The sequence below is a fragment of the Azospirillum sp. B21 genome (assembly GCF_008364825.1).
GTDB lineage: Bacteria > Pseudomonadota > Alphaproteobacteria > Azospirillales > Azospirillaceae > Azospirillum.
In genome coordinates this window covers 63,880-90,391 of record NZ_VTTO01000015.1, presented here as the reverse complement: position 1 = coordinate 90,391, position 26,512 = coordinate 63,880, and the positions used below count along the sequence as shown (strand labels likewise).

The 26,512-nt window shown below is 69.1% G+C and carries 6 protein-coding genes; 2 read left to right on the top strand and 4 right to left on the bottom strand.

Features of this window, described 5'->3' with window-relative positions; genetic code table 11:
• Positions 1-14: 14 nt before the first annotated feature.
• The 4 genes from FZ983_RS26265 to pglW all read right to left on the bottom strand — a co-directional run bounded on the left by FZ983_RS26265 (position 15) and on the right by pglW (position 9,622).
• Complete coding sequence (locus FZ983_RS26265; protein ID WP_149226933.1) at positions 15-968, bottom strand: hypothetical protein; 954 nt, start codon at positions 966-968, stop codon at positions 15-17.
• Positions 965-1,636: a hypothetical protein gene (locus FZ983_RS26260; RefSeq protein WP_149226932.1), complete on the bottom strand. Its 672-nt coding sequence runs from the start codon at positions 1,634-1,636 to the stop codon at positions 965-967. Before FZ983_RS26260 ends, FZ983_RS26265 begins: the two co-directional genes overlap by 4 nt.
• Before the next feature lie 20 nt (positions 1,637-1,656).
• On the bottom strand, positions 1,657-5,292 hold the full coding sequence (gene pglX / locus FZ983_RS26255) for a BREX-2 system adenine-specific DNA-methyltransferase PglX (RefSeq protein ID WP_149226930.1): 3,636 nt from the start codon (positions 5,290-5,292) through the stop codon (positions 1,657-1,659).
• Positions 5,293-5,434: 142 nt separating this feature from the next.
• Complete coding sequence (gene pglW, locus FZ983_RS26250) at positions 5,435-9,622, bottom strand: BREX system serine/threonine kinase PglW (RefSeq protein ID WP_149226928.1); 4,188 nt, start codon at positions 9,620-9,622, stop codon at positions 5,435-5,437.
• Between the two features lie 695 nt (positions 9,623-10,317).
• Here pglW and FZ983_RS26245 point away from each other — a divergent pair.
• Together FZ983_RS26245 and FZ983_RS26240 are read left to right on the top strand one after the other, a co-directional pair.
• On the top strand, positions 10,318-11,025 hold the full coding sequence (locus FZ983_RS26245; RefSeq protein WP_149226926.1) for a SapC family protein: 708 nt from the start codon (positions 10,318-10,320) through the stop codon (positions 11,023-11,025).
• 182 nt (positions 11,026-11,207) lie between these two features.
• Complete coding sequence (locus tag FZ983_RS26240) at positions 11,208-26,510, top strand: leukotoxin LktA family filamentous adhesin (protein WP_188092519.1); 15,303 nt, start codon at positions 11,208-11,210, stop codon at positions 26,508-26,510.
• The last annotated feature ends 2 nt before the right edge of the window (positions 26,511-26,512 follow it).

The following is a 26,512-nucleotide window of genomic DNA, read 5'->3' as shown; positions in this document are numbered from 1 at the left end:
CGCAACCCTGCCGGTCACCCGGCGGTCGCCCCGGCCATGCCGCCGGCGGAGACGCCGACCGTCTCGACCTCCTCGATCAGCAGGCAGGCGCCGGGGGTGCGTTCGAACTGGCGGACGATTTCGACGCTGGGCGGACCCATCAGGCCGAAGGTGACATAGGTCTCCAGCTCCACCCGGCGCTGGTTGAAGCTCCGGGCCACCTGCTTCAGCACGGGGATCAGGGTCTTCAGCGCCTTGCGCTGCTCCGGCCCCATCTCCAGCGTGGGGGAGTCCACGGTGAAGGGGTCGCGGAAGGGCTTCTGCAATGCTGCGACCATCTCGTTGTGGGCCTTGATGCCGGCGTCCATCGCGTCCAGCCCTTCCTCCGGTCCCAGCAGGAGCCATTGCGAGCGGGCGCGCGCGATGCTGGCGATGGCGTGCTGCAGCACCAGGGTGATGAACATGTCGGTGTCGTGCAGCGCGTCGCCGCGGGACAGCGCGTCCTTCATCACCCGGCGGAAGAACAGCGCGCCTTCGTTGATCATGGTGTCATAGGGCAGGACCGACTTGCCCAGCTTGTGCGCGCTCTGCGCCCCATCCAGTCCGGCCAGAATCTTGGACTGGATGGCGGCGATACCGGCGTCGCGGAGCCAGTCCACCTTGTGGTCGGTCTTGGCGCTCCGCTCCAGGATGGCTTCGCACTGCTGCGAGACCGCCGTCAGCTTGGACGCCAGCATCGTGAAGCCGGCCACCATGATGGCGGTGTTGACCGCCTGCAGGCCGACCATGACGGCGGGGTTGGCGAGTGCGGCGGCAGGCAGGTTGCCTGCAAGCTCCTGAGCCTGTTCCACGACCTTTCCGTCGCGAAGGAAGCCCTTGATGTGTCCCACTGTGTTCCGAAACTCGCCTCCATGGAGGATCCACTCGCCGGTAGCGAGCTTCTCAGCCACCCAGGCCGGAATTTCGAAGCTGACCGTCGTGATGCTCATCCCACCACCTCCATCTCGTCGGCCATGGCGGCGCACCACAGGCGCATACGCGCTTCGGCGATTGCCATGACGCATTGACCGGTCATCTTGTAGTCCGGCCCCATCTTCTCCCACATCGTCCACGCGGCGATCCCCACGCTGACGGGTATCGCAACCGCACCGATGGCACGGATCAGACCGAGGCCAACGCCCGCCGCGTTGAGCACAGAACCGACAGTGTCACCAAGGGAACTGCCACCCAGCTTGTCCGCATCTACCCGTTCCTTGACCAGTAGCCGTTCCATGTCGAACACGCTGGTGGTGTCCGTCACCGGAATCTCGACCTTCCCGCACAGGTTGGCTACTACGGCCCGATAGCTGCGCAACTCGCCGGCGTCCAATACGTCGTGGCTACCCCACCAGCGGATTTCTTCGACGATCTGCGGGATATAACGGTGGTGGTCGCCGCCGCCCGTCTTATAGGCGTCGCACTCCCTCAGCGGATCGCTCTTGTCGCCGGCTTCCCTCTCGACCAGGATCTTCACCAGCGGGTCGAGGTCGGAACGGCCGAACGCGCCGAGCACGACGGTGAGGTCGTCGGATTCGAGGCGTTCGGCCCGGCTCATGGCTTGGCTGGGCGGCGGGGCCGCCCCTTTGCCTAAGCCGTCCAGGTCCAGGGGTTCGGGCATGCGGGCGCTTCCTTAGCTGGTCACGACGCCTTTCTCCGGCCACGGCGGGCGGTGGCGCGCGCCGGCGGGGTCCACGACCGCAAATCGTCGATGGTCAGACCCAGCGCGCGCGCCTCGTCCGCCACGAAGTCCCGGTAGTAGCTGCCCAGCCCGACGCCGAAGTCAGGGTTGTAATCGTTGTGCCATTGCAACAACCAAGGCACAAGCTCCTGTACGCCGGCCAGCAGCGGAATCAACCGGTCCGCCCCCCAGCCCTCGTTTTCCTTCATGGCGAGATAGTGGGCGGCCAGCGCGGTCGCCTGCTGGAGGTGGTCGTAGCCGGCCCAGGCGACCATCAGGCTGCCGTCGGCGTCGCGTTCGGCGAAGGGGTAGCTGACGAAGCGTTCCTTCGGCACGTCCAGCCCGCCGCGCAGCCGCCAGTAATCAGTCTTCTGGAAGTCGGGCGTGCGGTATTTCGGCGGGACCGGGATGTCGCCCACCTCGCGCGCCTTCATCTCCTTCGCCTGTTCCGGGGTCAGCCGGTTCGGATCGCCCTCCGGCAATCCGGTGCGGGCGTCGATGGCGTCCTCGCGGCGCTGAAGCTCCCAGGTTTCCTCCCAGGTGCTACGCTTGCGCAGACCGTCCTCGCTGTAGCGCAGGACCGGCAGGAAGGGGACGGACTCCGCCGCCACCAGTTCCGCCACCAGCGGCATCACCTGGAAGTCGGGGCGGCCGGTGTACAGCTCCGCCATCGCCATGAAGTCGGCGTCGCGCCGCGCCATGTCGGCCAGCCGCGACACCGGCAGCAGCGAGGGATCCCCCGACCAATAGCGGCCATCCTCCAGCCGGTCGAGCAGCCAGTCCCTCAGCGCCGCCTGCTCCCGCTTCGCCCAGCCGGCGTCGAAGCCCTGGTCGTCCCACTGCCAGCGCCGCTTGTATTCCGGCCGCTCGACCAGACCGATCCAGCGGTTGTCCTCGATCAGCGCGATGCGCCGTTCGACCAGCGCCCGGTAATCGGCCGGCCAATGGGCGGGGATGTCGGTGACGGGGGTGGAGCCGTGGCGGTCGAACCACGTCGTCTCCAGCTCGCCGTCGGCCATCTTGCGGGCCATGACGATTTCGAAGGCGCGCTCGCCCAGATCGACCTCCGGCGGGGCCGGATGCTCGGCAGCTTCGTCCAGCAGGCCGTAGAGGCGGTAGCAGCGGAAATCCAGCTCCTCCTGCAAGGCGATCATGCGGCGGCGGATCGACCGCGCGCGCGCCTTCGCCGCGTCCAGATCGGCGCGGGTCGGCAGGGCACGGGCGATCACCGCCTTCGGCAGCGCGTCGGTCAGCTCTCGGGCGAGACTGTCCAGCGCGGTGGCGAGGTCGGTGGGGTAGGGTTCGGCGAGGGGGAAGGATTGGAGTTTGGTGGCATCAAATTCGTATCTACTTTCCCAGGCCTCATCCTGAACACCTCGCCCGATTCCGCTGCCTCCTTTCAAAAAAGATACTTGCTTTATCCAGAAGCAAGCGATTGAGCTATTGAGAATCCCAATAGTCGCCAGAAAATCATTCTTATGAGACCCTTTTTTTAGTTTTATGACCGGAGATGATCTATTGAATATTCTGCCGTCAATATCAAATGAGAAATGATTGTGCGTTGAAACAAAAGAAAAACATATACTAAATCTGTCATTCAGCTTCGTTTGGTAAAGCTCCTGGTACTCATGCCAAGTTAATCCCTTGGCAATCATCGGGGTTCCAAATCTCTTTCTGGTAAGTAGTCTTTGCTTGAGGGGCCACAAAATATTTTCTAGTGTGCGAAATTCCCTCAGAGAAACCGGTTCATATTTCTCATTGTACGGCCATATTGCATATTGTGCATCAATGCTCCAGTCTCTCACAGCATCTCCATTAACAAACTCTACAAAGCCAATAACACCATTTCTCTTTGCGTGAGAAATGTCGCCAAATAGAAATGCATCATCCTCTCCAGTAACGGCTGTTATTCCAACGTCTTGTGACGTGTCTGAGATTCTTATCCTGCAAATACCTTCAATTTCGTTTTTTAGATTTGATGCGCCGCCTCCGCCCATGCTCCATGGATGTTGAGTTAGAGCGTCCCGAGACATATCAACAACGTTAATAAAAGTATTTTGACTACTTGGCGCATCGATCTGCGTCACAATGGAAGTCCATACCAGTCCTTTGCTGGGATCATCCGGTGTTCCCGGCTCCCCCTTGATCCCCAAAGCTGCCCGAACAGTATCTCCGACCGCATGTCGGTTCCGCCCGAACAAGATGACCGTCGGCGTGCCGTGTCCGGGAATGTAGGCGCCATCCGTATTGATAATGTGCGTCAGGTCGCGATCCGGCAGAAACACTTCAATCAGCTTTTTGCCGAACTCCCGCTTCATGAAGGAATTTGCTGTAATCAGGCCAACATAGCCCGCGGCAGCACCCTCACGGCCTGCAATGGCCAGATCCCAAAATCGCTGCGTGAAAGGCACCCCAAGCGAGTATTTCATATGGCAAGTGGAATACCGCTCCCGATACGCCTGATTCAGCGCCTTGTCCTTCACCGTGATATACGGCGGATTCCCCACCACCGCGTGATACTGCCGCCCCAGGATCAGGTCCAGCGCTTCGCGGTCCTCCTCGTGGTAGACGTGGGCCAGTCCGTCCTCCGGCATCAGCGACATCTGCCAGCCGCGCACCTCCATGAAGCGCTTGCCGTGCAGCAGGCTGTCGCCGACCGCCACCGACACCCGGAAATCGGGGGCGCCGCGCAGGCTGGCGATGCCGCAGGCGGTCAGCGCCGCGATCAGCAGGCGGAAGCGGGCGATGGCGGCGGCGAAGGGGTTGATGTCCACGCCGCAGACGGCGTCCAACGCCTTCTGCGCGCTGTCGCGCGGGTTGCGGGTCGGCTCGTGCAGGGACCACAGGCCGAACAGCCGGCGGAAGGCGCCCAGCAGGAAGTGGCCGGAGCCGCAGGTGGGGTCGATCAGCCGCACCTCGCGGAAGCCGAACTCGCGCACCGCCGGGTCCAGCGTGCGGTCGAGGATGAATTCCTCGACAAATTCCGGCGTCTGCAACAGGGCGAAGCGCTTGCGTGCCGCCTCCGACAGATCCTGGTACAGGTCGCCCAGGAAGCGGGTGCCCAGCGTGTCGTCGGTGAAGTCATGGACCAGCGCGCCGCTGTCGGGGGGGCGGCGCTGCCAGAACTCGCGCAGCAGGATGGCGCCGTCGCCCGACACCGGCAGCCGCCACAGCGGGTTGTGGCGCCGGTCGAACAGGGCGCCCAGCCCCGGCAACTCCGCCGCCTCGGCGAAGCAGGCCAGCAGGAAGTCGCGCTCCTCCCCGGTCGGGTTGGCGCGGAACCATGCCTCGTGCCGGTCGCGCGCCATTTCCAGCCGCTCGCCCGGTCCCGACAGCCAGGGCCGGTCCACCAGCCCGTTGTCCTCGACGAAGCGCAGGAAGACGCAGCCCAGAACCCAATGCACCGCCGCCTGCGTCACCTCCTCGTCGAGCCAGGCGGTGTAGGCCTGGGCGGTGCGCTTGGCATCGCGCGCCGCCTGCCAGTCGGCCCGCAGCTCCGCATCCAGTGCGGTGCCGGTCACCCGCTCCCGGATGTCGGTTTCCAGGGCGCGCAGCAGGCGCTTCAGGTCTTTCAGCAGGGCGGTGGCGTCGATCATGGAATTGCCGGTCGCTGTCTTCGAAAGTGGTATGGGACTTGGGCCGCCGGAATAGCACAGGGACGGGGGCGGGCGCTATGAACACGCGCCGCCGTCCTGGGCGTCCGCTACCTTGGGGTGCGGCATGGGGTGGGTGCCGGGGTCACGCCGCCGGGCGGCTGCCGGCGCGGTGGGCATTGGTGATCCAGGCGACCGACAGGCGCGCCCACTGGCTGCCGTCGATGACCGGCACCGCCTTGCCGCCGATGGTCGGCAATCCGCCGTCGGGCAGCGGCAGCAGCAGCCACAGCCCCGGCGGGCCGCCCGCCGTGCCGGAGGCATCGCGCAGGATCTGCAGGCGGTCCATCAGGCCGTAGCGGGCGAACAGGCCGCAATCGGTCAGCAGCACCGGCTCCCCGGCGGTCATCAGGGCCTGTTCGATCTTCGGCATGGCGAAGCCGATCAGCCGTTGCAGGTTGCCCCAGTCGCGGCTCTGCGGATCGGCGGCGTCGGCGCGCAGCACCAGCGACCAGTCCACCTTGCGCCCGTCGGCCTCCGCCCGCATGGCGTCCAGCATCAGGCGGTCGAGGCTGAGGCGTTTCAGCGGGAAGCGCTCCACCAGCGCCCGTTCCGCATCCCGGTAGTGGCGGGGATCGACGGTCAGCGCCAGGAAGCCGCCGGTGCGCCGGGCATAGGCGAACTTCTCCTCCAACTGGCGGGCGGCGAGGACGTCGGGCGTCTCGTCCACCGCCGGCCCCTCGGTCATCAGCCGGTGGATGGAGCTGTAGCCGGACGAATGGCCGGGGCTGGCCGTGTCGGCGTAATAGCCGGGCTCGTTGTCGCCGGCGTCCGGACCGATGCCGTGCTCGCGCCATATCCGGCCGATCCCTGCCTGTTCCAGCAGGCCGTCCAGCGCCGGGCGGGCGGGCAGCGGGGCGGCGTCGGGATAGCGGCCGCGCACACGCTCGCGTAGCTGCTCCTCGGTCAGCATGCGGGGGCCGAGCAGGGAGCCGGCGGCCAGCCGCAGCGTGCGGTCCGGCACCATGCCGCGCGGGTAGATCTCCCCCTTGCTCGACAGGGCGGCCTGGGCCGACGCCGCGACCGCCAGCGCGCGCAGGCGGGCCAGGGTGGGGCGGGGGGCGGCATCCTCCCGGTCCAGCACCGGCCAGCCCAGCGCCTCCAACTCCTCATGCACCCGCTGCGGCGGGGCGAGCGGGTCGAGGGCGGCGAGCCGGTCCGCCGCCTGCCCGAGCGTCCGGGCGTGCTGCGCCAGCTCCGCCGCCTCCGCGACCAGCGGCATCGACTCGGCGCCGTAAAGCAGGAAATGCGGCTCCTCCAGGGCACCTTCGGTTTCAATGGCGGCGCGGAGGACCGCACCGGCCAGTTGCAGGCGCTCCGCCTCGTCGAGCTTGGCGGAGCCGCGCATGGCCAGCACCTGCGGCGTCAGCTCCGCCACCGTCATCACGCCGCCATGCAGCGTCAGCAGGGCGCGCAGATCGGTGCGCAGGGTGCCCAGCGCCTTCTGCCGCTGCCAGCGCTCCCGTCCCTTGGCGAGGGCCGCGGCGACGGCGGTGCGGGCGATGCCGCAGCGGCTCGCCACCTCGCCGACCGAAGGCCAATCCTGCGGGATTGCGGCCGCCTCCAGCCCGAGGAAGACGGCGAGCACCTGATCCTCGGTCGTCTCCTCGCCCAGCGGACGGCCGGGGATCAGCATCTCGGCCAGCCGGTCGATGCTGGGGCGGTCGGTGTCGGCGGGGCCGAGGTCGGTCGGGGTGGGGGTGCCGGGGGCCAGATCCTTGCGAAGCTGGGCCAGCCGCTTCGCCTTGAGCCGGATTTCCTTGCGGATGCGGTCGCCGACGCCGCTCGCCAGCCGGATGTTGCGGCGGGGCACCTCCAGCAGGTCGCGCACGCTGTGGACTCCCATGCGGTCGAGCACGTCCTGCGCCTCGACGCTATAGCCGAGGTCGGCGATGGGGGTGGTGGCGGTGACGCGGCGGGCGATGGCGTCGAAGCCGTCCGGGTCGTCCGGGGCGGTCACCGCCTCGTCGAACACCCGGCGCCAGGCCCGCAGCATGTCCTCCGCATTGTCGAAGCGTTCACGCGGGGTGCGGCGCAGCGCCTTGTCGAAGAAGGCGGTCAGCCCCTCGCGCAGATGCGGATCGATGCGGTCGGACGCGATGGTCGCCTCGTCGTCGATCATCGCCGCGTCGCTCTGCCCGTCGCCCCAACTGGGCAGCAGGCCGGTCATCATCTCGTGCAGGGTGACGGCGGCGGCGAACCGCTCGGCACTGAGGTCCCAGCGCGGCGGGCGGCGCAGGACCAGGAAGGGGTCGAGATAGGGGCGCGTCCCCGCCTGGATGTTGTCCGGGGAGGTGCGGGCCAGCGAGAAGTCGAAGAGCACCAGCCGCCGGCGCTCCTTCCCCTCTGTGATGCCGATGTTGTCCGGCTTGATGTCGCGGTGGGCGACGCCCTTCTGCTCCAGATGGTCGACGGCGCTCAGCAGCTCCTCGCCAAAGCGCCGCTTGAGGTCCAGCGACAGGCCACCGGGGGCGCGAAGCAGCTGCGCCAGGGTCTGGGGGCCGGCACTTTCCATCAGGATCGCCGTCCGTCCGGCAACGGTCAGCGTGCGGCGGGCCGAGACGATGTTGGTGTGGTGCAGCTTGTCGAGCGCCGCGGCCTCCGCCTCCAGCCGGTCGTTGTGGGCGGGGTCGAGCGCCACCTTCAGCACCAGCTCCCCTTCGTCGCCATCGGGCTGGACCAGCAGGGCGTCGGCCGAGGCGCCGCGGCCCAGACGACGGACGACGGTGAAGCCGCCCTCCAGCCGCTCGCCGGGTTTGGCAGAGGAGGGGTCGACGGTGGTTTCCGGCGTGCCGCGCTGCAGGTCGCGCTCCACCTCCGCCAGCCGTTCGAGGAACTCGTCCATCGAGGCGATCCGCATCGGCACCTCCGGATGGGTGCCGATGCGGATCAGGTCGACAAGGCTCTGCATCGCCCCGTCCACCACGTCGGAGACCAGCAGGCCGGAGCCGGAGCGCAGCCGGGCGGCCAGTTCGAGCGGGGAGGGGGCGGGCGGCTGGCCGGTGAACAGGTGGTAGGCGATGGCGGCCAGCGAGAACACGTCGTGATGCGGCCCGGACTGGGGGCCGCCGCTGAGCGCTTCCGGCGCGATGTAGACCTTTGCCGGATCCTCGACATAGCTGTCCAGATGGCTGGTGCCGGTGGTGGCATGGGTGGTTCCGGCGGCCGACGCTTCCCGCGCCGCCGTCTGCCAGTTCATGATCTGCAGCCGGGGCAGCGGCTGGTCGACGTCGCGGACAAGGATGCTGTGGGGCGACAGGGCGCGGTGGAACAGCCGCTTGCCATGGGCGTATTTCAGCGTTTCCGCCAATTGGCGGATGATGTGCAGCCGTAGCTCCGCTCCCATCAGATCGAGATGGTCGCGCATCAGCAGGTCGAGCCGGATCGCCCGTGGATCGTGATCGAAGATCAGCGCCGGGCCGCGTTCGGTGTCCCTGTAGTCGCGAACCCGCAGCAGGCCCGGATGGTCGATGCCCTCCAGGACCTGGAACTCCCTGACCGCCATCCGGCCGAGCGCGCGTCGCGCCTCCTCGTCGGATGCGGAGCTGTAGGGATAGAGGCGGATGCGCCGCGCCACGTCCAGGGTGACGTGGCGGCCCTCCCAGTCCTGCCAGCCGTCGCCCTCGGCCAGGATGCGCTTCAGCTCGTAGTCGCCGATGCGGCGGTCGCGCAGGGAGGGGCGGATCCCAGCCTCCGCGATTGCCCGGCGCACCATGTTGGCCTGTTCGGCCGTTATCGGCGGGTGCGGCCTCGCGGTCTGCAAGCCGTTGTTCAGGGCGTTGATGATGCCCTCGCCCGATCTGGAGGGCCGCCGGCCGAAGGTGGACAGGGCGGTGGACGGATCGACCTGCCAGTCCAGCCCATCGGCGGACAGGAAGATCACTGCCGAGATATAGGGCAGGCCCAACTTCAGCCGCTTGACCACGCTCTGCCCCTTCAGCAAGCCCTTCAGGCGCCTGGCCTTGCGGTTCGCCAGGATCAGCGGGTTGTCGTCCGTGCGGCGGCGTCCGTCCGTGGTCCAGGTCCAGCTGTGGGCATCGCCGTCCAGCCGGCCCGGGCGGCTCTTGATCTCAACCAGGAACAGGCCGTGCGGCGACAGGACAAGCGCGTCGACCTCGTTGACCTTGCCTTCGTCGTCGATGAACTCGACGTTGGACCAGGCGTACCAGGGATCACGGTCGGGCAGGTGTCCCCGCAGAAATTCCAGCGCCTCCCGCTCCCAAGGGAACGGGGACTCCGTGATCGTCAGCCAACGCTGTGGACCCATCGCCATGAGGTACCTCTTCCTGCAAGCGGCGGCAGGATGCGACAGGCGAGGGCGCAGGTCCAGAGCTGGGTTGTGTTTCCCGGCCGGTATCGATCGGAAGGTGCTTCCGCGTCTGGAGGTGGAGCCTGCTCATCGTCAGCGCGACGCAGGCCGTGATGACTTAATTCGCGGTTTATGAGTGTGCGACGAAAGCGATTATAGTCAACGCCGCCGCCTCCAGAGACGTGGCATTTCTGAAAGCCGCATTGACGAAATTCTGGCCTGTGTCGATCGGATCGGAAATCTGCGCTCCTGCTGGGGCGGGAGAACTCAGAGAAAGCCGGCATGCCGTTCGGCGACTGGATACGCACCCGCGACGGCGGCTTTCTGGAGATGCATCTCATTCCGCCCGAACCCCACCTTTGGGTACCGGAGGCTCTTCGCAACCACTCTTGCCGATCTCGATCGCTCCCGAAGGCCGGACGCTCCCGCAGCGCCGGCCTTCGTCGTGTTTGCGCCTAACCCGAGACTGAGCAGTGCCACGATGTCGCCGTCCAGGTCGAGGTCGAAGCGGCGGGTGTCGCTGCCGCTGAAGCGCACCACCACCCGCCCAATCGGTCCGTCGCTTCTTCAATGGTGATTGATTTGCCCGTTTGGGGTGTGCGGCTACTGTCCCCGGGATCTTTAGGGGTATCCCCCAGCTGCCTGATCCAGGGACCGACATGCCAATCTCCATGTTCTACGAACGCCCTACGGCGTTGAACCGTGACCAGCATTCCGCCGTCAGGCTGAAGCCCAACGGCTTGGATTTCTCTTTTGCGGCGGGGGTGAATTCGGTCCCGCTGGCTGGCGTGGAGTTCGTCGAGGCGGCGCGCTCGTACCCCATCTTCTTCCTTGAACCGCAGGATGGCGAGGCGTTTCCCATCGCCCTGCTGGGCATGGCGTCCGGCGGCAACCGCTTCGTGGCCGAAGACGGACGCTGGCGGGACAGCTATGTCCCGGCCTTCGTCCGCCGCTATCCCTTCGTCCTGGCCGATGACAGCACCGTCTGCTTCGACGAGGCCTATGCCGGCTTCAGCCAGGACGAGGGGGAACCCCTGTTCGACGCCGACGGCAAGGAAAGCGAGTTCCTGAAACGCACCATCGCCTTCCTGGTTCATTTCCAGGAGGAGATGCGCCGCACCCAGGAGTTCACCGCGAAGCTCCGCGAGCTGAACCTCCTGAAATCCTGGGCCATCCAGACCACGGGGCCGGGGGGCGAGCCGCAAATCCTGGACGGGCTGTCCATCGTCGATGCCCGCAAGCTCGCCCAGCTTCCGGACGGGGACGTGACGGCGCTGTTCCGGTCCGGAGCGCTGGCCTGGATCCATGCGCACCTGCTGTCGCTCGGCACCATTCCGGCGCTCACCACGGTCGCGGCTAACGGCTGACGCGTGGTGCCGGCAGGCGCCGCCGGGCATATCGACCAAAAAAGACAATCCACGGGGCAACCATGGGCAAGCAGGATCAACGGCGCGCGGTCGCGCCGAAACCCGGTACGCGTCAACGCGCGCAGGTGTGGCGGCGTTCCCTGTTGCGTTCGACGGCGTTGTATCCGCTGGTGATCGTGGCCATGGCCGCGGGCGCTCCGGCGGTGCTTGCCCAGCAGGCCCCCATCGGCAGCGCCCCGGCCGGCAACCTCATCGTTCCCGACGGACGCACCCAGACCCGGCTGGAGGTGCAGGGCGCCAGGACCGACATCACCACCGGCACCGTGAATGCGGGGATCGGCTTCAATTCCTTCTCGCAGTTCCAGCTCGGGGCCGGCAACACGGCCAACCTGCATCTGCCCGCCGGCACCGAGCATCTGGTCAACATCGTGCGGGACGGCCCGGCCATCGTCGACGGCGTGCTGAACGGCTATCGCGAGGGGCGGATCGACGGCCATGTGGTGTTCGCCGCGCCGCAGGGCTTCGTCGTCGGCGCGTCGGGTGCGGTCAATGTGGGGGCATTGACGGTGGTGACCCCGCCCGCCGATTACCTCGACCGCGCGGTCGGCCCCGGCGGCGCGGTCGATCCGGCGATCGCCCGGCAGATCGTCACCGGCTCCACGCCGATCTCGCCGGGCGGCCTGATCTCCGTCCGCGGCAAGATCAACGCGCCCGGCGGCGCCAGGCTGAAGGGCAAACGGGTCGAGGTCAGCGGCAGCGTCAAGACCGGGCCGCAGGCCGAACTGGACCCGGTGTTCGCCGCCGCCGTCAACACCCAGGGGCTGGCCGCTGGCGCCGGCATCGTGGAGCGCGACGGCGGGCTGGAGATCGTGGCCGAGGACGACGTCGCCCTCTCCGGCCATGTGGCGGCGGATGGCGGCCCCGGTCCGGGCGGAGCGGTACACGCCGCCGCCGGGAAGATCGTCGTCAATGCCGGGCGCGACATCAGCGTCGCCGGCACCGCCAGGGTAACCGCCAACGACAACCGGGCCAACACCACCGGCGGCACCGTCAGGCTCTACGCCCAGCGCAACGCCACGGTGGCCCCCGGCGCGCGGTTCGAGGCGAAGGGCGGCGAGGGCGGGCGCGGCGGCTTCATCGAAGTCAGCGCCGCCAAGGTGCTGGAAATCGCCGGCGGCCATTACGACGCCTCCGCCGTCGGCGGCACGCCGGGCACCGTGCTGTTCGATCCGACCGATCTGACCGTCTCGAACACCTTCACCGGCGGAAGCAACTTCGTTCTGGTCGCCGACAACAGCATCACCGTGGCGCCGGGGGCGACGGTTTCCACCAGGAACCTCGCCAACGGCCGCTCGGCGGGCAATTCCGGCTCCATCAGCCTGACCGCGCCGAACATCACGGTGTCGGCGGGAGCGGTGCTGGACGCGTCGGCGGACAACGGCTTCGCCGCCGGCGACATCCGCCTGATCGCGCGGGCCGAAGGGTCGGTGCAGGCCAACCGGATCGCGCGGGACACCAACATCTCCGTCGCCGGCACCCTGCGCGGTGCCAACATCGTGCTGTCGGCGGTGTCCACGGCCAAGGCCGAGCATACCGACGGCAGCGTGACCTTTTCCAACCAGAAGCTGGACAACGTCATGCCCGGCCTCGCCGCCGGCCTGCTGGGGGCCAGCGGCGGCGCGGCGGTGTCCATCCTGAACGGCGCCGTGGTCAGCGGCACCGGCAACGTCACGCTGGAAGCGGCGACCATCGTCACCGTCAAGGAGGCGGCCAAGTCCGGCGGCGGCACCGACGTCAGCGTCACCGCGCTCTATGGCGAGGTGGGGGCGGCATCCTCCGCCCGCATCCAGGCAGGGGCCCGCGTCGACGCCGGGGAAGCGCTGACCGTCCGCGCCGCCAACGCCGTGTCCCTGTCCGTCCGCGCCGAAAGCGCCTCCTCCAAGGATGGGCAGGTGTCCACCACGCTCGCCATCGGCAAGGCCGACGTGCGGGCCAGCGCCGTCATCGACGGCGGCGCCGTGGTGGGCGCGCGGGTGCTCGACCTGCGGGCGCGCAACGACGGCAGCTTCTCCGTCACCTCCACCGCCAAGGCGTTCGAGGGCGGCGCGGCGGGAATGGCCGCCGCCCTGCACTTCATCGACACCGACGCCACCGCCCGCCTGGGCACCGACGTGCAGCAGGCCTGGCGCATCAATGTCGATGCCGCCACCGCGATCAAGGGCCTGTCGACCGAGGCCGCCACCAAGGTCGGAACCCACAGCCGCGGCACCATCGGCGTCCTGGGCGACAAGCTGGACGCCACGGTCGCGTCCAAGCTCGGCCAGAATCCGGCGGCCAAGGAGGCGGTGGGAACGGAGGAGGGATCCGATTCCATCAAGCTCGGCTCGGCGATGGCGCTGACCGTCGCCAACCAGAATGTCAGGGCCGAGGTCGCCGCCGACGGCGGCCGCGCCGCGCCCTCGCTGACGGCCGGCGAGTCCATCACCGTCACCGGCCGCCTGACCGTCCAGGGCATCCAGAGCAAGGCCGACAGCGCGGCGGAGGCCATGAAGGGGCAGGGCGGTTCCGCCACCCTCAGCGCCGGCATCGCCACCGGCTTCTACACCAACTCCACCACCGCCCTGGTCGGCGGCGGGGTGTCCCTGGAGGCGCCGCGCGTCGGCGTGTCGGCGGACACCGACCTGCCGCTGGCGGTGGACGTGGCGCAGGTGCTGGGCTGGACCAAGTGGGACGATTTCGACACCGTCAAGACGCGGCTGATGTCGCTGAGCGGCGTCACCAGCCTGCTGACCTCCTATGCCAGCGCCACCGCCCAGGGCGAGGCGCAGGTGAACCTCGGCGGTGCGGTCAACCTGTTCAGCGTCACCAACCAGACGGACGCCTGGGTCGACGACGGCGCCCGCATCGCCACCCCCGCCGGGGCGTGGACGGGGTGGACCAGTGCGGTTGAAACCGGCTGGAACGCCCTGACCGGGGTTTCGGCCACCGCCACCAGGACGTGGGAGGAAGCGGTGGTGGTGCGGGCGCACACCGGCGTCACCTCCATCGACATCGGCGGCAACATCAGCGTGACGCTGCAGGGCACCGGCGGCAACGAAAACGGGACGGCGGTCGGCGGAGCGACCAACCTCGTCACCCATATGTCGAAGACCAACGCCGGCATCGGCGCCGGGGTGGTGATCGACACGCAGGGCGGCGTGTCGGTGAAGGCCGACACCGAGAATTTCCTTCTGGCGATCAGCCCGACGGCAGGGCGCGGCAGCGGCATCGGCGTCAACGTCATCCTGGGCATGGTGACGGTGGGCGACGCCACCCGCGCCACCATCAGCAACCAGGCCGACATCGACGCCGCGCGGGTGTGGGTGACGGCGGACCAGTCGATGAATGTCTGGAACGCCGCCGGGGCCTTCTCGTGGAACAAGGAGGCCAGCGTCGGCGCCGCGGTGGCGATCAACATGCTGGCCACCGACACGCTGGCGCTGGTCGGCGACAACAGCGCGTTCGACCGCACGGGCCGCACGGTCACCGCCGCCGGGCGCATCGGGACGGACTGGCTGACCGTCCGCTCCTTCAGCGACGGGGTGGCGGGGGCGCTGGCGGTGGCCGGCACCGTCACCAAGAATTCCAGCCAGAAGCAGAGCGAAGCCGACAACGCCGAGGTGGAGAAGAAGGGCGGCATCGGCACCAAGATCAAGAACTTCGTCGTCGGCACCAAGGACGCGCTGGTCTCCAGCCTTCCCAACGGGCTTACCAGCACCGTCTCCACGGTGAAGGACTTCGCCTTCTCCGATCCCGGAGGGGAGCAGAAGAAGCTGGAGGAGGCCCGTTTCGGATTGGCGCTGTCCGGGTCCGCCACGGTGCAGCTTTCGGCGCTGAACACGCGGGCGCGCGTCGACGGCGCGCTGATCCAGGGGAGCGGGTCGGGGCTGAAGGTCAACGTCCAGGCGCTGAACAACGCCTTCCTGCTCAGCCTGTCGGGGGCGGGCGCGCTCACCTGGTCGCAAAGCTCGTCCAGCCAGATGAACGCCGCCGTCGCGGGCGCCATGGCGCTCAGCATCAGCGACAACCACACCGACGCCATCGTCGCCAACTCGCGGATCAGCAAGGCCGACGCGATGGCGGTGCAGGCGCTGAACGGCGGCATGACCGTCGCCATCGGCCTGGGGCTGGCGGTCAACCAGTCGTCGGGGGAAAACAACGTCAGCGGCGCCGGGTCGGTGTCGCTGGCGCTGGTGCGCGACAGCGCCAGCGCGGTGATCGACGGCGGGGTCCTGACGGGCAATCCGGGCAACGGCAGCACCATCGACGGCGCGCCGGCCGATTACGTGACCGTCACCGCCTATCAGCGCACCGACATCGGGGTGGGCGGCGGATCGCTGTTCGCCGGGGGCAAGGCCGGGGCGGGGCTCGCCTTTTCCTTTGCCATGGTGACAGACGGCATCGGGGAGGGGGGCGTCCACCTGAACGCCGCCGAGGCCAGCATCCGCAACAGCGACGTGCGCGATTTCAGCAGCATCGCGGTGTCGGCGCTGGACGTGCGACGCCTGGGGGCGGGTGCGGCCATGGGCAGCGCGCTGACCGACTATGCCGCTGCCGGCGCCTTCGTCCACATCGATTCCGGCGTGACCAGCCTGGCCGAGATCCGTCACAGCACCGTGCGCGCGTCGGGCAACATCGCAGTCCTGGCCGACGGCACGGCCAACGCGGCGCTCGACCAGGCGCTGGCCAATGACGGCAAGCTGGCAACCAATTCCGAGAATGTCGACTTCGCCGGCAAGGCGGTGAAGAAGGAGGGGCTGGGCTCCACCATCGTCGGCGTGGCCGGGGTGGTGCAGCAGGGGCAGAGCAATGTCGGCCTCGCCTATGTCGGCGCGTCGGTCCACAACCTCCATCTGGCCCGCGTCCTCGCCGCCGACATCGCCAGCAGTGGCGGGGTGGTGACGGTGGACGCCCGTGACAGCACGCTGATCGTCACGGTGGGCATGGGGGCGGCGCTCGCCCAGGGCTCCTTCGCCGGGCTGGGCACCATCACGCTGAACGTGGTCGAGAACCGCAACATCGCCCAGCTCGGCGATGCCGGGGCGGAGGCCGGCAGCACCCGCGTGGCGGGAACGCAGGTGGCCGTCCGCGCCACCGACGCGACGCTGATCACCTCCGCCTCCGGCAATGCCGGCTATGGCGGCTCGGTGTCGATGGGCGGCGCCTTCGCGGTCAACCATCTGGGCAGCACCACGCGGGCGACGGTGGCGCGGGCCGCCGTCACACCGGGGGCATCGGGCCTGTCGGTGCTGGCGGAATCCCGCGGGGAGATCTGGGCCGTCGCGGTTCAGGGTGCCTTTTCCAAGGAAACCGCGATTTCCGGGTCGGGCACCGGCAACAACATCTCCAACCGGCTGGAGGCGGAGGTCATCGACACCACCGCCGTCACGCCCGCGGCGAATGCCGTGGTCCGGGTCTCCGACAACTCGTCGATCCGCGCGGCGGCCGGGGCGGCGGCGTTCAGCATGAACTGGGCGTCGGTCGGGGCCGGCATCGCCGTCAACCGGATCGGCAACATCCTGACGGCGTCGGTGCGCGGCGCCGGAACCAACCTGTCGGTGCGCAACCTGCTGGTCGATGCGCAGACGCGCACCGCCATCACCAGCGTTGGGCTGGGCGTGGCGGGGACCAGCATGGCGGCGGTGGCCGGGTCCATGGCCACCTCGATCCTCAACACCTCGGTGGACGCCAGCATCCGCGACCGTGCGGTGGTGACCGCCGAGAACAATGTCGGGGTCACCGCCTCCAGCATCGACCGCATCGACGGCGGAGCCGGGGCCGTCGGCGTCGCGGTGGAATATTTCGGCATGGGCATCGGCACGGCGGTGAACGTGGTCACCGGCACCACCACAGCCCGGATCGCCGAGGGGGCGGCCGTCACCGGCAAGGGGCTGAACGCCGCCGACACGCTGACGGTCCATGACGGCGGCGTGAGCGGCCTGAATCCCGTCACCGACGTCCTGGGAGCCGGCGAGGTCGCGGCGCGCTTTGCCGTGAAGGACATGGCCGGTTCGGTGAAGTCGGTGCGCGGCGTCGCCGTCAACGCGCTGTCGCTGCAGCAGGTGGGGGTGTCCGCCGGCAGCGTCGGTCTGGCCTTCAACATCGCCGGATCGGCGGCGCTGGCGGCGTCGGTCGGCGTGAATGTGCTGACCGGCCACACCGCGGCCCAGGTGGACGGCGCCACCGTGCGCGGCGCCAACCTGGACGTCGTGGCGGGCAGCCACACCCTGGCCGTCGGCATGGTGACGGGCATTGCCGGCGGCGGCGGCTTCGCGGCGGCCGGCGCCTTGGAGTCCACGGCGTTCAGCCGCACCACCCGCGCCACCGTCACCGCCAGCGACGTGTCGGTGGGCGGCGAGGTGGGCATCCGGGCCGACGCCTCCCAGACCGCGGCCAGCGTGAACAGCGGCATCGGCGTCGCCCTGGCCGGCATCGCCGCGGGCGCCATCGTCACCGTCTTCGACGCTGAGACCGAAGCCTACACCACCGGCAGCGCGATCAACGCCGCCGGCCTGACCATCGCCGCGGCAAGCCGCAACGCGCTGAGCACGGCCGGCAACACCATGGTGGTGTCGGGGGCAAGCGCCGGCGGCGCGCTGTCGGTGACGACCAGCACCAACCGCACCCGCGCCTATGCCGGCAGCCTTTCGGGGCCGGCGGTCGGGCTGGCGGTCGGGCGGCTGGAGATCGAAGCCTATGGCGGCAACGCCTTCTTCAACCAGACCCTATCCGCGTCGGGCGGTTCGCTGGTCGGCCTCGCCGCCATGGCCAACGTGCTCTATGCCGGTAACGAGACGCGCGCCGGCCTCTACAACGCCACCGTGACCGGCAGGACGGCGAATACCGCCGTTGATGTCAAGGCGACGGAGGATCTGTCCGTGCTGGCCCTGTCGGGCGCGCTGGGGATCGGCGTCAACGGGTCCGGCATCGGCGCCGCCGCCAACATCCTGGTCGCCAAGTCGGACGTGGCGGCGGAGATCGACCGCGCCACCCTGACCAGCAACATCGGCCATGTGTCCGTCACCGCCCTGTCCAACCGCAGCGCCGACGTGGTCACCGTCGGCGGCGGGCTCGGCGTCGCGACGGGCATCGGCGGGGCCGGGTCGCTCATCCTGTTCGGGCTGGGCAGCGCCGGCGACGCCTATCAGGTGCTGGACAAGGACGGCAACGGCACGCTGACGCGCGCGGGCCTGCTGGCCGACACCACGGATCTCACCCGCAACAACCAGAGCCTGTCGGGATCGGACAAGGCGCGCTACGACGCCTACGGCCACCGGGACGTGGCAAAGGCGATCACCGCGTCCAAGGCCAACACCACCACGGCCCGGTTCGACAACAGCACGCTTGCCGGCAACAGCCTGAACGTCCGGGCCAAGGACACCACCGGCACCCGCAACATCGTCGGCGGAGTGGGCGGAAGCTTGCTGGGCGAGGGGGTCGGCGGCTCGGTCGGCGTGACGCGGGTCTACAACGCGGTCACCGCCCAGGCGCTGGGCAGCGGCATCCAGGCCTACGGCGTCGTCGTCCAGGCCGATACGGCCAATGGCGCCTCGGGCAAGACCGCGGACGTGATCGCCCTTGCCGGAGCGGCCGGGTCGGTGGCGCTGGGAGCCGCCTATGCCGACGCGGCGGCGGACAACCACGTCACCGCCCGCCTGGAGTCCGCCGCCAGCCCGAATGGCGGCACCGTTTCGGTGGCCGCGGCGGACGCCGCTTCGGTCAATGCCGAAGCCTATGGCATGGAGATCGGCGGCACCGCCGTCGGCGTCTCCATCGCGCGGGCGGGCAAGACCGGCACCGTCCTGGCCGGGGTCGGCGGCGGCGGGGCGCGGTCGATCACCGGCTTCGACACGCTGACCGTCGATGCCGGCAGCACCGGCACGGTCGGAACCCATGCGGTCGCGGGCGTGGCGGGCATCGCCTTCACCCTCGAAGGCGCCGTGGCGCTGGCGAGCGACGCCACCGCCGTCCGGGCCGAGGTCGCCGACGACACCACCGTCGCCACCCGTGGGGCGGTGGCCGTGCGCGCCCATGCGGCGCCGAACACGTCGAGCAAGGCCGTGGGTGCCAGCGTGTCCAAGGTGGCCATCGGCACCTCGGTCGCCACCTCCACCGTCGAGACGACGGTGACCGCCGCCACCGGCAACCGCTCCGTCATCACCACCCCGGCATCGGTGACCATCGCGGCGTCCGCCCGGCCGGAGGCGGAGCAGGAAACCGCGCGGGCCGAAGCGTACAGCGGCGCCGGCGGCCTGCTGGCGGCCGTCAACGCGACCGTCGCCACCGTGACCGGCAAAAGCACCGTCCGGGCCCTGACCGGCGCCGGCTCCTCCATCACCCATGGCGGCCTGGCGGTCACGGCGCTGAACGAGTCCGTCCAGACCGCCCTGGGGCTGGGCGTCACCATCGGCGGCGTGCTGGCGCTGGGCGCCAACCTGTCGGCGGCGGAGTCCGCCATGGTGACCGAGGTGTCGCTGGGGGGCGGCAGCTATGTGGCCGGGAACGAGGCGGCGAACACGGCCGTCCTGCTGTCGGCCGTCGGCCGGAGCATGGCCACGGCCGAGTCCACAGCCGGTGCGGGCGGCCTCATCGCCGGTGCCGCCTCCGCTGCGACCATCAAGGACGGCAGCCGCGTCCGCACCACGGTTGCCGACGGCCTGGCGCAGACCGTCGTCAGGGCCGGCGGGATCACCGTCGAAGCGGCCCACACCTCGGACTATTGGGGATATGCCAACTCGGTGCAGGCGTCCATCGCCGGCATGAGCGGCTCGCTGGTCGACAACAGCCTGTCGGCCGACGTCGGCGTGGTCATCGGCAACAATGTCCGCCTGCACGCCACCCGGGACGCCATGTCGCTGGAATCCCGCGTCGCGGTGGTCCAGCGCGACCTCCTGGACGAGAACGGCGATCCGCGCAGCAATGCGGAAGGCGGGGCCGGGGGCGTCATCACCGGGGCGGCCGTCACCAGCCGCACGGTGCTGGACACCCGCTCCGCCGTCGACATCGGGCAGAACGCACAGCTCTGGGCCTTCGGCGGCGCGGTGCTGAACGGCGGCAAGCCGTTGAACATCAACGCCCTGACCCTGGTGGAGATCACCGACCGGGCCAAGCTGATAACGGGCGGCCTGATCCAGATGCCGGAGGTGCGGAGCACCGTCACCGGTTCGGTCCGCAACACCGTCGCCATCGGCAGCGGCGCCGCCCTGAACGCCATCGGCTCCATCGGCATCGGTGCCTACACCGACGGTTCGGTTCTCGCCGCCGCCATGGGCAAGACCTATGGTCTGGCCGGCTTCCTGGCCGGCACGGCCAAGGTGGGGCTTTCCGCCATCCAGTCGGTGACGGTGGGCACCGGCGCGTCGGTCTGGTCGTGGGAGAACGCCACGCTTGCCGCGGGTGCGCGCGGCGACGGCTCCGCCGCCAACCGGCTGCGTCTTGCCGCCTATACCGACATCTACAACGGCACGGCCTTCTCGCTGAACACCGATCCCTATGCGGAAGCAAGCGGCAACAGCGTCAACACCCTGCTGCTGGACACGGGCTCGATCGTCCGGGCCGTGCGGGACGTGACGCTGATCGCCGACCGCGGCGAGGTGAATGTCGGCGGGTTCGGCAACGGCACCAACCCGTGGCTCGACCTGTTCGGCCAGAAGATCACCGATTCCAAGTCGATCCTGAGCGCCACCGAGCGGATGACCCTGCGCGGCACCGTCGATGCCGGCATCCTTTACGACCAGTCGCTGGTCATCACGAAGGGAAGCGACGGCAAGGCCGTCCTGACCACCGGCACCAACGGCTGGCAGGCTTTCGCCACCAGCAACGGGGTGGTGCAGGTCAACCTGCGCGAGCGGATGGCCGCGTTCCTCCAAGAGAATCCAAGCCAGCAACTGCTGTATGGCGACATCCTCAACCAGCTGAGCGACGGCATGTCGGCGGTGGTGGTGTCCGGCATGCGCGCCGCACCCGGCAATGTGGTGATCCGCACGGGGGAACTGCTGGCGGGCAATGGTGCCACGCTGACCGCCCATGGCGCCCCCAGCATGCGCATCCTCAACACCACCGACTTCAACGTGGTGGTCGAGGATCTCTACATCGCCGACGGCACCGGCGGGCAGGTGCTGTTCACCGGCGCGTTGCGGCGGCCGAACGCGCCGGCGGAGCTGAGGATCGTCGAGGATGGGCTGAACCAGCTTCCGTCCGTTTCCATCGTCAACAGCGCCACCAGCGGCGCTCCCCTGCTGGCCCTGATGGGAACGGCCTTCAATCCGCGCGGCATCGTCGCGCTGGAAAACCAGTCGGGCGACATCATCCAGATGGGCGGCATGAACGCCCTGTCGCTGTCGGTCGTCGCCCCGCGCGGCAGCTACACCCAGCGGGTCGCCGGCACCTATCACCTGGGCGGCATCAACCTTTCCGGGGTGGCGACCAGGGACAAGACCTATTACAGCTCCATCGACGTCATCACCGACCACCTCTCCGTCCAGTACAGCCAGAGCGGCAGCACGGATGCCGGCATGGCGGGCGAGCTGCTGATCAACGCCTCCCTGATCACGGCGGGAAAGGTGGCGATCGTCGCCGACATGATCGACGTCGGGGGCCGCATCGTCAGCCAGCAGACCTTCGACTACGCCGTCCTGTTCGATGGCGGCGACTCCGCCCTGAATGCGACCATGGATGCCGCCCGCAGCGCGTGGCGGGCGGGAACCGGGCAACGCTACACCACCATCACCGGCAGGGTCCTGAACGGAGCCGCCCTCGCCACCGCCCGGTACGATGCGCTGCAGGACCGCATCCTCATGGACGACATCGTGGCCTCCACCCGATCCGGCGGGCTGCCCTCCGCGACGGAGGTGGACGCGGCGGGCGTCAAGGTGAAGACCGTGTCGCTGGTGGGCGGCGGCAGCGTCTATCTGGAAGGGAAGATCGTCAGCACCGTGGGCCGCCCGCTGTCGGGGATCGAGGTGCAGGCCGGCTACGGCAACATCGAGATCCACAACACCACGGGCCGGGAACTGGTGCTGGGGGGCATCGACGCCGGCAGCGCCGGCACGGGCCGCGTCACGCTGGTGGACAAGCTGAAGACCGACGCCGGCGGCCGCCCGCTGATCTCCATCTACGAATTCACGGCGGGCCAGGGCCGGACCGACTACATCGGCTACGATCAGGCGGCCCTGGTCAAGACCGCCGTGGCCGGGGACACCGCGGAGAACCGCAGCCTTCTCTACACCCCGCTGCAGGGTGCGGGATTCCATTACCAGTATTCCGCCACGCTCGACGTCTACCGGTCGGGGCCGAGCCCCAACGACATCAGCATCCGGTGGCAGGACCCCTGGAAGGCCGATTTCGAACCGACCTTCGCCGTGTTCACCGATGCGATCGGCAACTCCGCCTCGGCCATCAGTTTCCGGCACCGGTCCAACACGCTGGATCCGTTCACCGGCTCTCCGGTCGGGCTGGTGGATCTGACCTTGTGGCGGCGGCTGGGGGCGGACAACCCCTTCAGCATCACTTTCACCGGCAACGCCGCCGGCACCGTCAAGGTGTCGTCCGCGGCCAACCTGATCGTCGGCGGCGACATCCGCAACGCCAGCGGCGCCACAGCGCTCAGCTCGTCGCTGGGCAACGTCACCAGCATCAACAACGCCACCATCACCGCCCGGACGCTCACCATCGATGCCGGCACGGGCATCGGCCTCGGCAAGGATTTGCCGCTGACCGTGGAGCTGACCGGCAGCCGTCTGGTCGCCACCACCCACAGGGGCGACATCGACCTCACCGTCAAGACCCCGGTCCTGGCGGCGCAGCTGGATGCCCGTACGGGCGACGTTCGCCTGACCGCCACCGGCGACATCGTCGGCCATGACCGCGCGGCCAGCGGCTGGACCTACGACGTCCATGGCCGCCACGTGTCGCTGTCCACCGTGGGCGGCAGCATCGGCACCGCCGGAACCCCGCTGGCCCTGCTGGCGACGGAGCGGCTGGATGCGTCGGCCAGCAACAGCATTGCCGTGACGCAGGTGGCGGGCGACCTGAAGGTCGGTTCCATCGCGTCGACCGGCGGGGACGTGTCGGTGACGGCGCTGAACGGCAACATCACCGACGCCAACCCGATCCAGATCGACGAGGAGAACCAGGCCCGTCTGGCCCAGGTGTGGCGCTCGCTGAACCTGACCAGCGACAACGCCGAGTATGAAACGGTGATGGCCTATGAAATGTCGGTCACCGCCCGTTATCAGGAATATTGGAGCATCCGGAGCATCGCCTATGCGGGCGGCAGCCTCGACCTGACGGGCAAGAGCCATTTCTTCAAGGCGCAGGCCGCCGCCGCCCTGGGCACCGCCAATCCCACCGACGCCGACATCGCCGGCTGGGTCCAGGCGCGCTATACGGCTCTGGACAGCTTCTTCCGCACCGAGGTGTATGGAGGCGGCCCGTTGCCGGACGCCTTCACCACCCATCAGGAGGGCTGGACATACACGCTCGACCGCAGCTCGACGCTGTACGGGGAGATGGTCCGGGGCGCGCAGTGGACGGAATCGCAGCTCCACTACATCGTGGATGCCAAGGCGGTCACCCCCGTCACCGGAACCAGCGTGCGGCGGGGCACGCCCAACATCTCCGGCAACAATGTGACGATCAATGCCGCGCAGGGGTCGATCGGCAACACCGGATCGCCCATCGTCATCGAGATCCAGTACGACGGCCCCTTCAGCATCACCGATGCCCAGGCGGCGGCGCTGGCCGGTGCGGCGCCGGGCGAGCTGTCCGTCGCCACCTATGACGACCCGAGCCACTTCACCCTCATCACCATCGCGAATCCCGATCCGCTGTTCGTCAACGCCACCGGCGTGCTGCGGGCCACGGCGCTCAACGACGTGGTGATGTCGGCCCCCGGCACCATCCGCACCGGCGGCATTCATTCCGTCAGGGGCGACGTGAAGCTGACGGCCGGCAACGGCATCGAGCAGGTTGGAACGTCGGACAGCATCTCCGGCAGCCGCCTGAAGCTGGACGGCGGCAGCGGCAGCGTCGGAACGCTGGAAAATCCGCTGCTCGTCACCGGCACCGGGGGATGGGTCGATCTGGCCACCGCCGCCGGCGACGTCGTCATCGCCCGGAAGACCGGCGATCTGGTGGTCGGCAACATCTATGCGGGCGGCACGATGAAGCTGGCGGCCCAGGCCGGTTCCATCCTGTCCTCGTTCAACAACAGCGCCGTCCACCTGATGGCCAACTCCATCGACCTGTGGTCGGCGGGCAGCATCGGCAATTGGGAATGGCGCCTGAACGTCGGGCTGGGCGGCGGCTTCATGAATCTGCGTGCCCTGGGCGACGTCTTCGTGCGGGCGCCCGGCGGCGACCTCCGGGTCGGCAACGCCACCACCGCGGCGACGCTGGTTCTGGGCAGTGCGGCCGATCTGGTCGTCGGCGGGACGGTGACAGCGCCGGCTGTGGACATGCAGGTTGCCGGCACCGTGAAACTGCTTTCGGGCGGGTCCATCACCAACACCGTTCATCCGCTCATCCTCAACGCGGGCGGGCTGACGATGGCCGGCGGAACCAGCATTGGCTCGGTCCTAGGCGTCAACATGATGCTGACCGGCGGCGCCACCATCGGCGAGGAGGGTGGGGCTCCGGCCACCATCACCGCCGGCCACGGCCTGTCGATCAACGCCGGCGGCCCGGTGACCCTGCAAGGCAGCGGCTCCACGCTGCAGGCGGGCGCCGGCGACCTGACCGTGACCGGCGGCGACGACGTCCGCCTGACCGGCGGCGGCCTCACCGGCTCTCGCATCGCCGTCACCTCGACCAGGAACGTGACCCTGTCGGGCACCTTTGCCGGGACCAACGGCGTGACGGTGACGGCGGGCGGCAACCTGATCGCCGGCGCCTATTCGGTGGTGCGCAGCATTGCCGGCGACGTGTCGCTGAGCGGCTATTATCTCCGCCTGGACCACGGCACCGCGGTGGAGGGCGGCAGGCTGACGGTGGGCACGACCGCCGTCGGCGCCAACCTCGGCGAAGGGCTGGGTCCGGTGTCGCTGAGCGCGCGGGACACCGCCACGCTGACCTTTGCCGGCAGCGTGGGTCTGGACGGCAGCATCACGGCGGCCAGGGGCTTGAGCCTGACCGCGGGCGGCAGCTTCGGCACCGCCGCCGGATCGCGGCTGCATGGCGGCGCCGGCGACGTGACGCTGAGGGCCGCATCCCTGGATCTGACGGGCACCCGGTTCTCCGGCAGGACGGCGAGCCTGACCGGCACCGGCGCGATCCGGTTGACCGATCTCGTCGCTGCGAACCTCGACGTGACCGGCGGGGTCGTGACCATCGACCGTGGGCAGGTCGGCCGCGCCACCATCGCCGCCGACGGCGCACTGCGGATCGACGGCCTGGAGGTCGATGAGAGCGTCTCGCTACGGTCGAGCGACATCGTCGCCTCCCTGCGCCAGATGGCGGACGCGTCGCGCAATGGGCGGACGCTGGGTCTGCGCGTCGATGGGGGCGGCTCGGCCACCCCCATTGCGGTGATGAGGATCGAGGCCGCAGCCGTCCAGGCGGAGCTGAGCCGGGTCCATTACGTCACCTTTGACACCAGCGCGGCTCGGCTGCGGCTCCAGAACAGCGAAGTGACCGGCAACATGCGGCTGAGCGCCGCCGGGCTGGCGGCTTGGATGGACAACACCAGTCCCGTCCCGGTGCTGGTGGCGCAGCAATATTACGCCGGGAACGGGAGGTTCGACTTCATCTTCGAAGATGGCCGCGTGACCACCACGGCGACGCGGATCGTCCTGCCATCGCCTCCTCCGCCACCTCCTCCTCCGCCACCACCTCCACCACCTCCGCCGCCGCCGCCGCCGCCGCCGAAGGAGCCTCCGGTGGTTCCCCCCGTGCTTCCCCCGGTCACGCCGGAAAATCCTCCGGTGGAGACGCCGCAATCGCCGCCGGTGCGGCCACCCGTCTCGCCACCCGTGGCGCCTCCGCCCCCACCGGTGGTGCAGCCGGTGCAGCCGGTGTCGCCGTCCGTCGTGCCGAACAGCGGCGTGCCTTCCGACGCCGTTCAAACGGTGGTGAGGCAGGTGATGTCGGCGACCACCACGGCGGCGGCGGGAAGCTCTGGCACGATGTCGGCGGCTCCGGCCGGCGGCGGCACCCCGACCGCCTTCACCTCCGGTCCGGTGACCGGTCCCATGGGCGGTATCGCCGGGGTGTCCCGTCCCTCCTCCGGCGGCGGTCCGGTGGTGGGGGTCAATCTGGGCGACTCTTCCTCCGGCCAGTCGCCGGGGACCACGACAAGCCAGGGGGCAAGCCAGGGGGCGAACCAGGGGAATGCACCGGCTTCCCGCTCCACCGATGGGCAGCAGCCCGCCGGGACGGGCGAGAATTCGGACGAGGACGGCCGCAAATCCGCGCGGGCCGGCGCCACCCCCGCCGGAGGCACGCGATGACG

What these genes read in the sequence shown, in the direction of transcription:
- FZ983_RS26265 (WP_149226933.1), bottom strand. Translation starts at nt 968, where the DNA reads ATGAGCATCACGACGGTCAGCTTCGAAATTCCGGCCTGGGTGGCTGAG.
- FZ983_RS26260 (WP_149226932.1), bottom strand. Translation starts at nt 1,636, where the DNA reads ATGCCCGAACCCCTGGACCTGGACGGCTTAGGCAAAGGGGCGGCCCCG.
- pglX (WP_149226930.1), bottom strand. Translation starts at nt 5,292, where the DNA reads ATGATCGACGCCACCGCCCTGCTGAAAGACCTGAAGCGCCTGCTGCGC.
- pglW (WP_149226928.1), bottom strand. Translation starts at nt 9,622, where the DNA reads ATGGCGATGGGTCCACAGCGTTGGCTGACGATCACGGAGTCCCCGTTC.
- FZ983_RS26245 (WP_149226926.1), top strand. Translation starts at nt 10,318, where the DNA reads ATGCCAATCTCCATGTTCTACGAACGCCCTACGGCGTTGAACCGTGAC.
- FZ983_RS26240 (WP_188092519.1), top strand. Translation starts at nt 11,208, where the DNA reads ATGGCCGCGGGCGCTCCGGCGGTGCTTGCCCAGCAGGCCCCCATCGGC.